Below are 13,160 nucleotides of genomic sequence, written 5' to 3' on the forward strand. Positions count from 1 at the left end.
GGGGCATAACCGGCAGGGGGACGCTTCGGGCAGCCATCCCCCCTGCAAGGAAAAGAGAGCGTCATCACTGGCGCTGGAAGCGAGACATGCCGACACGCCTGGTCGCCGACGCCTTGCCTGAACGCTTTGCAGACTGGTTCGCGACACGCGGCTGGACCGCCCGCTCGCACCAGCTTGAGATGATCACGGCCGCCCGGGCGGGCGAGGATGCATTGCTGGTTGCTCCAACCGGAGGCGGCAAGACGTTGGGCGGATTCCTGCCCAGCCTGATCGACCTGGCACAGCGTATCCAGGGGCAAGGCCCGACCCGTCCGCACGCCTTGCACACGCTTTACATATCGCCGCTCAAGGCGCTTTCGGTCGATGTTGCACGCAATCTGATGATGCCGGTCGAGGAGCTCGGCCTAAACGTTCGCATCGAGACGCGCACCGGCGACACTTCGGCCTCCAACCGCCAGCGTCAGCGGGCCAGCCCGCCGGACATTCTGCTGACCACACCGGAACAACTGGCGCTGTTCTGCGCCACCGCCAACGCCGAAGCCTTCTTTCGTGATCTCAAGCGTATCATCATCGATGAAGTTCATGCTCTGGCAGCGCAAAAGCGCGGCGACCTGCTGGCGCTCGACCTCGCGACGATACAGACTTGGGCGCCGGATGCGACGCGCGCCGGCCTGTCGGCGACGGTGGCTGACGAAGGCGGTCTGGCGCGCTGGCTGGTGACCCAACCGGTCGGTGGCGACCGCTTTGCGAAGATTGTGCGCGGGTCGGCCGGGGCCCGACCCGAGGTCGAAATACTCGATCCGAGCGACCGCATTCCCTGGGCCGGACACTCCGGGCGGCACGCGCTGGGCGATGTCTATGCCCGCCTCAAGACGGCGAAGATGGCGTTGGTCTTCGTCAATACCCGCTCCCAGGCCGAGCTGACCTTCCAGGCGCTGTGGGCGCTCAATGATGCCAACCTGCCGATTGCCCTGCATCATGGCTCGCTGTCGCCGGAACAGCGCCGCAAGGTGGAAAAGGCGATGGCCGAAGGCCGGCTAAAGGCGGTCGTCTGTACCTCGACGCTCGATCTCGGGATCGACTGGGGTGATGTCGACCTGGTCATCCAGATGGGCGCGCCGAAAGGCTCATCCAGACTGATCCAGCGTCTGGGCCGCTCCAATCACCGTCTCGATGCTCCCTCCAGAGCCCTGCTGGCACCGACCAACCGGTTCGAGCATCTCGAATGTCAGGCCGCCCGCGAGGCGGTGGCCGAGAACGCGCTTGATGGCGAACCGTTGGGAGCCGGCACCCTGGATGTCCTCGCCCAGCACATCATGGGCCGCGGTTGTGGTGACGGCTTTGCGGCAGACGCCCTGTTTGACGAAGTCCGCAGCGCTACACCCTATGCCCATCTCGACCGCGCGACCTTTGACCGCCTGCTCGACTTCACCGCCACCGGTGGCTATGCGCTCAATACCTATGACCGCTTTCGCCGCCTGGTCTGTCGCAAGGACGGCATCTGGCGGGCGCGCACGCCGCAGATCGCCCAGCGCTACAGGATGAATGTCGGTACCATTGTCGAGGCGCCGATGCTGGACGTGGTGGTCTCGGGCCGGGGCCGCGGCGGGCACAGGCTGGGTCAAATCGAGGAATGGTTTGTCGAGCAGCTCAGCCCCGGCGACACCTTCGTCTTCGCCGGCCAGGTGCTGCGGTTCGTCGGCATTGAGGAGATGCAGGCGAGGGTCACGCGCGCGGCCGACGCAGACCCGAAAGTCCCGTCCTACCAGGGCGGAAAATTCCCGCTCTCGACCTATCTCGCCGAACGTGTGCGCGACCTGGTCCAGTGTCCGGACCGATGGCATGAGCTGCACGAACAGGTGCGTGACTGGTTAAGCCTGCAATCGACCCGCTCGCGCCTGCCCGATGCGCACGGCCTGCTGGTCGAGACCTTCCCGCGCGCCGGGCGACACTATCTCGTCTGCTACCCGTTCGAGGGCCGGCTGGCGCACCAGACGCTGGGCATGTTGCTGACCCGCCGGCTGGAACGCATGGGCCTGCAGCCGATGGGCTTCGTCGCCAATGAATACGCGCTCTCGGTCTGGGGCCTGCGCGATCTGTCCGATGTCGATTTCGACCGGCTGTTCGATGAAGACATGATGGGCGATGATCTCGATGCCTGGCTCGCAGAGAGCCAGTTGATGAAGCGCACCTTTCGCAACTGTGCGGTGATCGCCGGGCTGATCGAGCGGCGCTTTCCGGGCATGGAAAAGACTGGCCGCCAGGTCACTTTCTCGACCGACTTGATCTATGACGTGCTCCGCGAACACGAGCCGGACCACGTCCTGTTGCGCGCCGCCTGGCACGATGCCGCCTCCGGCTTGCTCGACATAAGACGGCTGGGTGAGGCCCTGTCCCGCGTGAAAGGCCGGATCAGTCATGTCCGGCTGGATCGCATCTCGCCGCTGGCCGTGCCGGTGATGCTGGAGATCGGCAAGGAAGCGGTCTATGGCGAAGGTCATGACAGCATACTTGAAGATGCCGCCGAAGATCTCATCGCCGAGGCCGTCCGGCTTGACTGACAAGCGCGCCGATCTCCCGTTCGACCTGGACGGACAGGCGGCCATCGCTGACTTTGACGGTGTCCTCGTCCTGCCGGAGCTTGGAACCTTGGTCGTCTCGGACCTGCATTTCGAGAAGGGCTCGTCCTACGGCGCGCGCGGCCAGATGCTGCCGCCCTACGACACGCGCACCACCCTGCGCCGCCTTGCCGCCGCCATTGACCGTCACGCGCCGGACACCGTCATCGCGCTTGGTGACAGTTTTCACGACCGCCTTGCCGACCGCCGCATGGATGGCGCCGATGCCGAGCAATTGGCCGTCCTCGTCGCCGGCGTGTCGCGCTGGATCTGGATCGAAGGCAATCATGACCCGGCTCCACCGCCGCAGTTTGGCGGCGAAGTGCTGCACGGGCTGGAGCTGGGCACACTGGTCCTGCGTCACGAGCCTACTGAAGGGCCGGCGCCTGGTGAGATCGCCGGCCATCTACACCCATGCGCCAGGGTGCGCGGCAGGGGCCGCTCTGTTCGGGCACGGTGCTTTGCGACAGACGGCTCGCGGCTGATCATGCCGGCTTTCGGCGCCTATACCGGCGGCCTCAACATTCTCGATCCGGCCTTTGAACGCTGTTTCGGACAGGTGCCCGATGCCCTGGTGATGGGGCGTTCCCGCGTCTATCCCGTCGGCGCCAGGTCCTGCGTGCGGGACCGGCGTTAGCGCGCATCTGAAGCCGTCGGACCGGAGGTCGGGCGCCCGGTCAGACAGTCATCGGATAAAGCGCCAACATTGCCAGCGCGGCCGTGCAGGCCCCCAAAGTCAGGACGCTGCGCAGGCGGCCATACCAGGCTGGCAGAATGCTCTGCCAGGTCGATGCAGTATCCCATCGCCAGTGCATGAACAGGCTGGCAAACACCAGGGTGAAGGCGGTCAGCGGGGCGCCTGCCCAGTAGAGGAATGTCGCTGCGAGACCCGCAAGGCTCGGGGTGATCGACAGCGTGAAGGTCAGGGCATTGCTGTCTTCGTCGGACAGGGCCCGTCCCCATCGGACGCCGCCCAGAAAGCCGAGGATGATGGCGGCATAAATAACGAACAGTCCGGCCTCGGCCGCGGCACTCCGGCCGGAGAAGGCCGCCTGGGCGGTCAGTATGACCGGGAGCCAGAAGGGTATCCAGCCGGCGAGGCCAAGCAATAGCGGGGTTTTCGGAACGGGTTTTCTGTCGATCATACGCCAGAGGTAGGCGGAGACGGTGCGCGGGAAAGGGTCAACGCCGGCTGAAGGCCAGATTTGCGGCATAGCCGGCAATCATGGCGATAAAGACGCAGAACAGGCCATAGAGCATCGGGCGGTCGTGAGCGAGTTCATAGACGAAACGCTCGATGCCGGCTTTCTCGACGCGCAGGCTGGTCGAGCGGCTGGCGATTGGGCGGCCGTCCCGGAACAGGTAAACTTCGGCGACATAATTGCCGACCGGGGTCAGGGGGGGCAGCGCGATGGTGGCGCGAAACAGGCCACCATCAAGGATTTCAACGCCGCGCTGGGCTTCGGCATAGACATTGTCGCGAAAACCGGCGCGGGCAATGGCAGCCAGATAAGGGTCGGACTGGTCCCGGTCCGTCACCGCGCCGGTTTCGCCCGCATTGCTCTCGAGGGTCGCGGTCAGGCCGATGCCGCTGCCCGCCAATTGCTCGTGGGTGGCGATATCCGAAAGGGGCAATGACGTGGCGATGGCGTAATAGCTGGGGATGTCCTGGAATTCGCGTGGTGCGGAATTAACCCAGATGCCGAAATTGCGGGCTTTCTCCATCACCCGCAATTCGCGCCCGGGACCGCGCAGCACCACCACCACCTCGTCCTGGATCGTCATGCCGCGGGTGGCGCCGTAGAGTACCAGCTCCATTCCCGCAAAGTCCTCGCGAATTTCCACGGTCTCATGGGTCAGCGCGGCGACGATGCCGGGCGCCTCATTGGCGATCTGGGGCTGGACCTGGAGGGCCAGGCCGAGGATCAGGCCGGTCAGCATCTAGTGACCCTCCCCGCCGCGCGGTAAAACCACGAACAGGTCAGACGGCTGCGCGACCAGGTCCCAGCCCAGTTTCAGGCAGACGATCAGCACCATCATCGCCAGCAAGGCGCGCAGCTCCTCTGCTTTGACATTGCGGCCGGCTCGGGCGCCGAGCTGGGCTCCGATGACTCCGCCGATGATCAGCAGGACAGCGAGCACAACGTCGACGGTCTGGTTCTGGGTTGCCTGCAGGAAGGTGGTCAGCGCCGTCACGAACAGGATCTGGAACAGGGATGTGCCAACCACGACATTGGTCGGCATGCGCAGGATGTAGATCATCGCCGGGACCATGACGAAGCCGCCACCAACGCCCATGATCGCGGCGAGTGTTCCGACGAAGAAGCCGATCAGGACCGGCGGGATCACCGAGATGTAGAGGCCGGAAGCCGGGAAGCGCATCTTGAACGGGAGCTTGTCGATCCAGCCGCGCTTGCGGTGCCCGGAGTGGGCACGGGCGGCTGCCGGATCATTGCGTCTGAGGATGGAGCGGGCGCTTTCGACAAACATCAGTCCGCCGACAATTCCCAGGAAGCTGACATAGCTCAGCGAAATGATGAGATCGATCTGGCCGAGGCTTCGCAGGAAGGCAAACAGCTGGACCCCGAATATCGAGCCGGCCGAGCCGCCAACCAATAATAGCGAGCCCATCTTGATATCGAGGGTCTTGCGCTTCCAGTGCGCCAGCGCGCCGGAAGCCGAGGAGGCGACGATCTGGTTGGCTTCGGTCGAGACCGCGACAGCCGGCGGAACCCCGATGAAGAAGAGCAGGGGCGTCATCAGGAAGCCGCCGCCGACACCGAACATGCCTGACAGGAAACCAACACCGAGGCCCAATCCAAGCAATAGGAAGATGTTGACTGAAATTTCTGCGATCGGGAGGTAGATCTGCACCGCCGATCAGCCCGCAGCGGCGCGTTCGAGCCGTTCAACAAGAACAGCATCGACACGTCCGGTGCGGGGCAGGCCCTGGTCTGCCTCGAATTGCATGATGGCGTCGCGGGTTCGGCCACCGATCTCTCCGTCGATCGGGCCGGGACCATAGCCGAGCACCGAGAGGAAGCCCTGGGCACGGCGAACCGTTGCTGTGTCCGTTGTCGCAACCCGCTCCCATGGCAGGCCGGTGTAAAGTCCGTTCGCTTCGGGATCGAGCGGGCGCGGCGTAAAGCCGGCGGCAGTTGCCCGGGCCGCTTCGAGCGCGGCGGGTTCGATCAGTTCAGCAAGTGTCGCTGCGCGCTCGCCGGCGGTCGGGTCGCTGTCGCTGGCGGCAATCGAGAACCAGGCATAGGCGTCGGGCAGGCTCAGCGGGACGCCGTCGCCGGTCTCATAGAGCAGCGCCAGATTGAATTGTGAATCACGCAGACCGAGCAGGGCCGCCTCCTGGAACCAGCGCGCCGCGGTTTCCATGTTCTGGGCGGCGCCGCTGCCATAATAGTACATCACACCGAGATTGTGCATGGCCCGTCGATGACCGGCATTGGCGGCGCGCTCGGTCCAGCGGCGCGCGTCCTCGAGATTGATCTCGGTACCTTCGCCGGTTTCCAGCAGTTTGCCATAGCGATATTGCGCCGCGGGGACACCCTGTTCGGCGGCACGGCGCAGGAGAATGGCGGCGGTTTCTGCATCACCGGAATCCAGCGCGCGGACGCCGAGTTGATAGCGGGCGACCGGATCGCCATCTGCGGCGGCGCTTTCCAGCGTTGTGCGGGCGGGCCCGGTGGAGGTGTCCGGTGCGGTCGTGCGCGGTGCGGGTTCGGGCGTGCGCGATGTCGGCGCCGCGGTATCGCGGGCGGTACTGGGTGCCGGCAGGCTGGTGCCGCTGGCATCGGCTACCTGATTGGTCGGAGCCCGTGTCGTGCCGGCGTCGGGTGAAGTCTCTGCCATACGCGTCTCGGCGGCCCGCGTGTCGGCAGGTGTGGCGGCTTGGCCGGCGTCTGACGTTGCGGGAGTCGCGGCTGTATCAGAAGGGTCTGGAGTCCCGGAGGGCTCTGCGGCGTGCATGGCATCGGTGCCGGAGAGGTCGGCTTCGACCTGGGCGATAAAGTTGCGTTCGGCCGCGGCTTCTGCGGCGACTCGTTCGCCATCGCCTTGCCAGGCTTCCCAGATCAGCAGGGCGCCGGCGCCGGACAGCATCACGAGGGCGACCACTGGCAACGCGTAGAGCAGGGTCCGTCCGAGATTGGATCGCGGCGCGCGTCGGGTGATGTTCTCGGCCGGCTGCCCCGGCATCCCGGCTCGTGTGCGTTCGCGGGCTGCGGCAAGGAAATCGGCGTCGGCTGTCGCGCCCATGCGCTGGGGACGTGCGGGCTGGGCCGGAGGCTGGACAGGGCCCCGGGCTTGGGTTGGCGCTGGGCGCGGGGAGGACTGTTCCCGCAGTATCGGCGCGGCGGCCGCCGCGGCTGCCTGGGCGGCTGGCTTGCTGGCAAGCGGTGCGGCAGGGCCCGCCTCGGCGAGGAATGGGTCATCGCCATCAATCTCGAAGCCGCCGGCCGGGGTTTCCGCTTGCGGTGGCGGCGAGAGCGGCGTGTCGAAATCAATGTCGTCGGCCGTCGCGCCGGGGGCGTGTTCCGCTATTGCCTTTGCGTTGTCTTTGGCGGGTGTGGTGTCTCCCTTGCCTCGCCCTTCGATGGCTTCAAGACGGTCGGCGAGGGCTGACATGGCGCGCTGGACCGGTGACAGGGCCTGCTCGGTTTCGGCCTTTACGGCGCTCATCCGGTCCTTGACCCCGGTCAGCGCCTCTTCGATCCGTTGCGCCGTACGCTCTTCCGACTGGCGCAGGCGGCCATCCAGATTGTCTTCGCGGCCGGACTGTTCCAGCCGGTCCATCATCTGGGCCATGCGGTCGGTGGCGGTCTCGACGACGGCACTGGCGCGCTGTTCGGATTTGACGATGCGTTCGCCCAGGGCGCGGCCGAGGCGGGTGACCTCTTCGCCCATGCGCTTCATGGAGTCCTTTTGTTCCTGACGGACTTCATCGAGGCGGCGGTCGAGCTTCTGTTCGGACTGGTTTTCGCGCAACGCCTCGGTCGAGCGACGCTCGCTCTCGGTCAGGCGGCGGTCGATCGCGCCGGCGAGCTTGGTGATCTCCTCGCCCAGGCGGGACATGTTGTCGCCTTGGCGGCGCTCGGCGGTATCAATCCGGTCGAGGGCCTTCGCGAGCGCGTCTTCAAGCCGGTCGACGCGGGGCTCGGCGGCAGCCTTGTTGAGCGCCTGGCTGACCTGGTTGCGGGTGTCGGCAATGGTGCGGGCGACGTCATCGGTCAGACGCTCGAAGCGCCGCTCCAGGTCGACGGTGTCGGAGGAGTTACGGGTCTCGAGCTGGCGCAGGCGGTCGTCGAGCCGGGTGAAGGACGTCTCCAGAAGCCGGGCCGCATCATTGGTGACGCGCTCGGTGCCCTCGATGCGGGCCTTCAGCATTTCGGTGGAGGTGTGCAGTCCGTTCAGCGTTTCAGACGTCCGGTCCTCTCGCCGCTTGTTGATGTCGGCAAAGTCTTCGGCTCGGTTTTCCAGCCTGGCAAGACGATCCTCAAGGCTCTCGGCGAGGCGCTTGGTGTCGTCGCCGACTTCGTGGACGCGGGCCGCCGTGTCGTTCTCGTGTTCGTAGAGACGGCGGGCCAGCTTCATGATGGTGGTCTCGACCGCCTTCACTGTGTCGGGAGAGGCGCCGCTGCCACCGGAAGTCTCGATCGAGCGGACGCGCTCGCCGAGCTCGTCCTGGGCCTTCTTGACCCGGTCGATGCTGTCGCGCGCCGTTGCCAGCTGCGCATTGGTACGTTCACCGGTCTTGCTGATTTTTTCGGCGAGCTGGGTGATCGCCTTGTCGATGCCGCCGAGTGTGCGGGCCGACATCTGTTCGCTGCTGTCGACGCGTTCGGACAGGCGGTTGACCATTGCCCGAAGCAGCTTGTCCTCGTCCTCGCTCAGACCGTCCTGTCCGCCAAAGCCCGGAAAGGCTTCCAGGGCGTCATCCCATTGCGGGGACGAGGGGTCATTGTCTTCGAGGATGACGCGATTGAGCCATTCGCCGAGGGTCATGCCCTCCTTGCGCGCGGCCGTCTTGGCTCTCGCCCGGGCGCGGGGATCGATCCCCTTTACGCTCCAAGGGTTACCCATAGACGACATTTGATTCGCTCGCTCAGCCTAACCTGCGGAAGGCTATTCCGTGGTTAATATTGTGTAAACCGAGGGTGGAGACCCAATATGTAGTGTTTCCACACCAAATCTCAGATCGACGCACGCGGGCGCCAAAACCTGAGTCTGAACAAGGCTCTGACTCGGTTAATGGTGGGTAAAATGTGTGGATAAGTGTGTGCCGGGACTCAGTTTTCGTCGCTGTCGCCGGTTTCGTCTGCGGGGTCCGCTTCCGCTGCCGGCAAATTTGTCTGGACGAAGAAGCCGGGGGCAAGTGTCTGCAACTGCTCGCTCATCGCTGCAGCTTCAAGCGAGGGTGGCATCGAACGGGAGGCCGGCAGGGCCCGCGCGATGTCAAACAGTAGCCAAGCCGTCTCCACATCGCCCTGGCTCGCGACATAGCGGCCGCCATGCCAGAAAGTCATCGGCGCAAAGGGATCATTGCGGGCGCTTGTGGCGAACAGGGCGGGCAGATTGAGGTCAGGAAGGGCATCCGGCTGGGCGCTGCGAAGTGCGGCGAGCGCCTGGGCGGCGAGCAGATTGGCGGCGGCGCCTTCCAGGCCGTCTCGCCGCAGGTGCTCGCGCAGGATGGTCAGGGCGGATGGCCGGTCGCTCTGCATGCGGCTGATGCCGGTCATCAGGGTTTCAAACGTGCTGTTGCCGATCCCGGCGGCTGTCACCTGACTCATCCGGTTGCAGACCGGCGACGGGGTGTCGTTGCCGCACGGCCCCTGATGGTGAGAGCTTTGATAGAGGGCGAGATAGGCGCCGGCTGGATCGGCGCGGCGCTGGGCGGCGTCGGCGGCTGCCAGGAAATCAGCTTCGATCGGCGTGGCGGAGGGCTGGGCGGCGGCATCGAGACCTGTCTGCAGCAGCAGGCCAATGGCCGGATCGTCGATCTGGTAGCTGTCGGCGCGCGCCGGTGCCAGTCCGTCCGGCCAGGGGAAGCTGGCTTGGTCTTCATGGCTGCTCAGCCGTGCCCAGGACTCGCGACGGCCTTGCGGGCTGGACGGGCTGTAGACGAGGAAGCTGAAACTTTCGGGCAGGCCTGCCGCGTCGCTGAGCGTTGCAAGTGCGTCCGGGTGGACCGGCACGGTGTGTTGCAACCAGCCGCGGAAAAGGGCCGCTGGCGCGCCGGCGCCCAAGCCGTCGCTGCGGTGACTGAATACCGGTGCGCCATCGGCCGAGCGGCGCAGGTCAATGGGGCCATCCGCGGTCGTGCTTGATATCAGGTCCGCCTCGGCGAGGCGGACGCCCATGGCGGCCTCGATCCAGAAGCGGTCGAAGGAGGTGCCGCCTGGACCGGTCACCGCGTCCAGCGTGCCGCCTTCGGTATAGAACGCGAATGTATTCATCTGCCGATGCACATGCGAGACGACCGGCTCGTTGCGCATAACCGGACCGTCGAGTGCCGGTGCCCGGGTCAGTGTGCGGGCGGTGGCGAAGTCCTGGATGATGCGCTCTGCAGTGCCGGTCTCGGTGACATAGCCGTCTCCGATGACGATTTCGCGCTGTTCGCGGCCCAGCTCCGTACCGTCCAGCGCTGTGCGCACGATTTGCCAGCGGGTGCGCAACACATAGTCATCATCGGTGCCGCGCAGGGCCAGATAGGCGTCGCGGGTCAGATGGGGCCCGATGACCGTGTAGTTTTCATCACTGGTGTCGGGTGTTTCTTCATCCGGCGTCAGCTCGGTGATGCCGGCCGGTTGGGCGAGAATGGAAAAGCCCGGATCGGGCTCGCCCGCCTGGCCGAGCGTCTCCGCCGTGAGGGTTGGCAAAAGCAGCAGGGCTGCTAGCGGAAGGGCGGGTAAAGCAAGGTGACGCGACATGGAGCGGACTTTGCCGTGCGCGCCACGAAGATGAAAGGGGCAATGGGTGAAGAATGCCGTGGGCACTGCGGATTCCGGATTGTCATATATTTGACGTTGACGTTCGCGTCACTTCATGAACACCATTCACCCCATGATCAAGCCTGTCGCACCCGATGCCGAATTCACCATTCGCGAGCTCGCTCACGAGTTCGATATCACGCCGCGTACGCTGCGCTTCTACGAACAGAAGGGGATGATCCATCCGCTGCGCCGCGGTGCAGCGCGGGTCTATACCGCCGAGGACCGGGCCCGGATCGAGCTGATCCTGCGTGGCAAGCGAGTCGGTTTCGCCCTCGACGAGATCAAGGAAATTCTCGACCTGCAAGCCATCGACCGTGGCGGCCGCGAACGGTTGGAACCGGCGATCAAGCGCTTCGAGCATCGCATCACCGTGCTGCAACAGCAGCGAGAGGATGTTGCCCGTGCCCTGGCCGAGCTCGAGGCCGGTCTCGACTGGATGCGTGAGCGTCTGGAAGACAGAACCCCGCCGGACGATGTCCGCCGCCGCGCCCGCGCCTTCGAAGCGCTGGCCAACGCCCATCTTGAAGACTGGAGCGGATTGTCGCCGGGCTGAGACCCGAGACGTCGCTGCCGACCTGAACCCGTAATCAAACAATCCACATCCCGCTCCCCGGAGACCCATCATGACCACCCCGTATCGCGCCCCGGTTCGTGACCAGCGTTTTGTCCTGCATGACGTGCTCAATATCGCCCAGTATGGCGACCTGCCCGGCTTTGCCGATGCTGATGCCGACACGGTCGACGCCATCCTCGAGGAGGGTGCCAAATTCTGTGAGGGCGTGCTCGCCCCGATCTCCAAGGTCGGCGATGAGGAAGGTTGCACGCGCGATGCCGACGGCAATGTGAAGACGCCAACCGGCTGGAAAGAGGCTTTTCATCAGATGTCGGAAGGCGGCTGGACGGCGCTGTCTTCGGACCCGGCCTATGGCGGCCAGGGCCTGCCGCATGTTCTCAACCTTGCCTTCAACGAGATGGTGTCCTCGGCCAATATGGCGTTCGGCATGTATCCGGGTCTGACCCTGGGTGCCGCGGCGGCGCTGGCGACCGGCGGAACTGATGAGCAAAAAGCGCTCTACCTGCCCAAGATGATCTCCTGCCAATGGGGCGGGACGATGAATCTGACCGAGCCGCATTGCGGCACCGATCTCGGTCTCCTGCGCACCAAGGCCGTGCCGCAGGCTGACGGCTCCTACAAGATTACCGGCCAGAAAATCTGGATTTCCTCCGGTGAGCACGACATGGCGGAAAACATCATCCACCTCGTCCTCGCCCGCATCGAAGGCGCGCCGGAAGGCGTGAAGGGCATCTCGCTTTTCGTGGTGCCGAAATTCATCCCCGATGCCGATGGCAATCCGGGCGAGCGTAACGCGGCCAAGTGTGGCGGCCTGGAACACAAGATGGGCATTCACGGCAATGCCACCTGCGTCATGGACTATGACGAAGCAACCGGCTGGCTCGTCGGTGACGAGAACAAGGGCCTCAAAATCATGTTCATCATGATGAATGAGGCGCGTCTGGGCGTCGGCCTGCAGGGCTACGCCCTGGCCGAGGCCGCCTATCAGCAATCGCTCGGCTTTGCGAAGGACCGCCTGCAGGGCCGCTCCCTGACCGGACCGAAGAACCAGGACGGCCCGGCCGATCCGATTATCGTCCACCCGGACGTGCGTCGTATGCTGATGGACCAGAAGTCCTTCGTCGAGGCGGCCCGTTGCTTTGCCCTGTGGACCGCCCTGCAAGGCGATCTCGAGGAGAAGGCCTCCGATCCGGCGATGCGCGAGAAGGCCGGCGACTACATGGCGCTTTTGACCCCGATCGTGAAGGGCTATCTGACCGGCAAGGGTTATGACATGGTCTCCTCCGGCCTGCAGATCCACGGCGGCTCTGGCTTCACCGAAGAGTGGGGCGCGTCCCAGCTCCTGCGCGATGCCCGCATCACCCTGATCTATGAAGGCACCAACGGGATCCAGGCGCTCGACCTCGTGGGTCGCAAGCTGGCGATGAACGGCATGCGTCCGATCACCACCTTCTTCGCCGAGCTGGACGCTTTTGTCGCCGAGGGCGGCAATGACGAGACCCAGCCCTTTGTGCAGGCCGTCGCCGACACCAAGGCCAAGCTCAAGCAGGCCACCGACTGGCTGATGAACAATGCGCTGGAAAACTTCGACCATGCCGGCGCTGGCAGCCACGATTATCTCAGCCTCTTCGGCCTGACCTCGCTGACCTATATGTGGGCGAAAATGGCCAAGGTCGCCTCGGCCAAGATCGCCGCCGGCGAGACCGACCCGATCTATGCCAACAAGCTCACCACCGGTCGCTATTTCCTCGACCGCTGGGTCCCGGAAGCGGCCATGCACTTGGCCAAGGTCGAGGCCGGCGCCGACTCGATGATGGCGCTGGAAGCCGACGCCTTCTAGGCGCTAACTGACGTGCACACCGGCGGGACCGTTCCGGCAAAAGAGAACGGCCCGCCACACAATTCCGGTTGATAAAGGGCATCCGCCAATCTGCGGTCAGGCCCGTCACACAAAGAACCGTCTGG

The 13,160-nt window shown here is 65.0% G+C and carries 9 protein-coding genes; 4 read left to right on the forward strand and 5 right to left on the reverse strand.

Annotated features, from left to right (window positions below):
* Positions 1 to 86: 86 nt before the first annotated feature.
* Together ACN0X9_RS11940 and pdeM are read left to right on the forward strand one after the other, a co-directional pair.
* The gene (locus tag ACN0X9_RS11940) at positions 87 to 2,561 is read left to right on the forward strand and encodes a ligase-associated DNA damage response DEXH box helicase (RefSeq protein ID WP_417487803.1); all 2,475 of its coding nucleotides are present in this window, start codon (positions 87 to 89) and stop codon (positions 2,559 to 2,561) included.
* Complete coding sequence (gene pdeM, locus ACN0X9_RS11945) at positions 2,554 to 3,255, forward strand: ligase-associated DNA damage response endonuclease PdeM (protein WP_417487804.1); 702 nt, start codon at positions 2,554 to 2,556, stop codon at positions 3,253 to 3,255. Before ACN0X9_RS11940 ends, pdeM begins: the two co-directional genes overlap by 8 nt.
* 40 nt (positions 3,256 to 3,295) lie before the next feature.
* On the opposite strand, the gene ACN0X9_RS11950 is transcribed toward pdeM, so the two are convergent.
* The 5 genes from ACN0X9_RS11950 to ACN0X9_RS11970 form a co-directional block, all read right to left on the reverse strand.
* Entirely contained in the window at positions 3,296 to 3,763 is a 468-nt protein-coding gene (locus ACN0X9_RS11950; RefSeq protein WP_417487805.1) for a DUF3429 domain-containing protein, read from the reverse strand.
* A 37-nt stretch (positions 3,764 to 3,800) separates the two neighbouring features.
* A complete protein-coding gene (locus tag ACN0X9_RS11955; protein WP_417487806.1) occupies positions 3,801 to 4,559 on the reverse strand; it encodes a TIGR02186 family protein in 759 nt (252 codons plus the stop codon).
* The gene (locus ACN0X9_RS11960; protein WP_417487807.1) at positions 4,560 to 5,492 is read right to left on the reverse strand and encodes a sulfite exporter TauE/SafE family protein; all 933 of its coding nucleotides are present in this window, start codon (positions 5,490 to 5,492) and stop codon (positions 4,560 to 4,562) included.
* 6 nt (positions 5,493 to 5,498) lie between these two features.
* A complete protein-coding gene (locus tag ACN0X9_RS11965; RefSeq protein ID WP_417487808.1) occupies positions 5,499 to 8,633 on the reverse strand; it encodes a peptidoglycan-binding protein in 3,135 nt (1,044 codons plus the stop codon).
* 284 nt (positions 8,634 to 8,917) lie between these two features.
* A complete protein-coding gene (locus ACN0X9_RS11970) occupies positions 8,918 to 10,558 on the reverse strand; it encodes a hypothetical protein (RefSeq protein WP_417487809.1) in 1,641 nt (546 codons plus the stop codon).
* Between the two features lie 133 nt (positions 10,559 to 10,691).
* Here ACN0X9_RS11970 and ACN0X9_RS11975 point away from each other — a divergent pair, with 133 nt between their 5' ends.
* Both ACN0X9_RS11975 and ACN0X9_RS11980 read left to right on the forward strand, forming a co-directional pair.
* On the forward strand, positions 10,692 to 11,174 hold the full coding sequence (locus ACN0X9_RS11975; RefSeq protein WP_417487810.1) for a MerR family transcriptional regulator: 483 nt from the start codon (positions 10,692 to 10,694) through the stop codon (positions 11,172 to 11,174).
* 70 nt (positions 11,175 to 11,244) lie between these two features.
* The gene (locus tag ACN0X9_RS11980) at positions 11,245 to 13,035 is read left to right on the forward strand and encodes an acyl-CoA dehydrogenase C-terminal domain-containing protein (protein WP_417487811.1); all 1,791 of its coding nucleotides are present in this window, start codon (positions 11,245 to 11,247) and stop codon (positions 13,033 to 13,035) included.
* Positions 13,036 to 13,160 lie beyond the last annotated feature (125 nt).

It is taken from the genome of Maricaulis sp., assembly GCF_048268525.1.
In the GTDB taxonomy this organism is placed as follows: Bacteria; Pseudomonadota; Alphaproteobacteria; order Caulobacterales; family Maricaulaceae; genus Maricaulis.

Bases quoted from the DNA above. Each gene is read 5' to 3' on its own strand.
- ACN0X9_RS11940 (WP_417487803.1), top strand. From the start codon at position 87: ATGCCGACACGCCTGGTCGCCGACGCCTTGCCTGAACGCTTTGCAGAC.
- ACN0X9_RS11950 (WP_417487805.1), bottom strand. From the start codon at position 3,763: ATGATCGACAGAAAACCCGTTCCGAAAACCCCGCTATTGCTTGGCCTC.
- ACN0X9_RS11955 (WP_417487806.1), bottom strand. From the start codon at position 4,559: ATGCTGACCGGCCTGATCCTCGGCCTGGCCCTCCAGGTCCAGCCCCAG.
- ACN0X9_RS11965 (WP_417487808.1), bottom strand. From the start codon at position 8,633: ATGACCCTCGGCGAATGGCTCAATCGCGTCATCCTCGAAGACAATGAC.
- ACN0X9_RS11970 (WP_417487809.1), bottom strand. From the start codon at position 10,558: ATGTCGCGTCACCTTGCTTTACCCGCCCTTCCGCTAGCAGCCCTGCTG.
- ACN0X9_RS11975 (WP_417487810.1), top strand. From the start codon at position 10,692: ATGATCAAGCCTGTCGCACCCGATGCCGAATTCACCATTCGCGAGCTC.
- ACN0X9_RS11980 (WP_417487811.1), top strand. From the start codon at position 11,245: ATGACCACCCCGTATCGCGCCCCGGTTCGTGACCAGCGTTTTGTCCTG.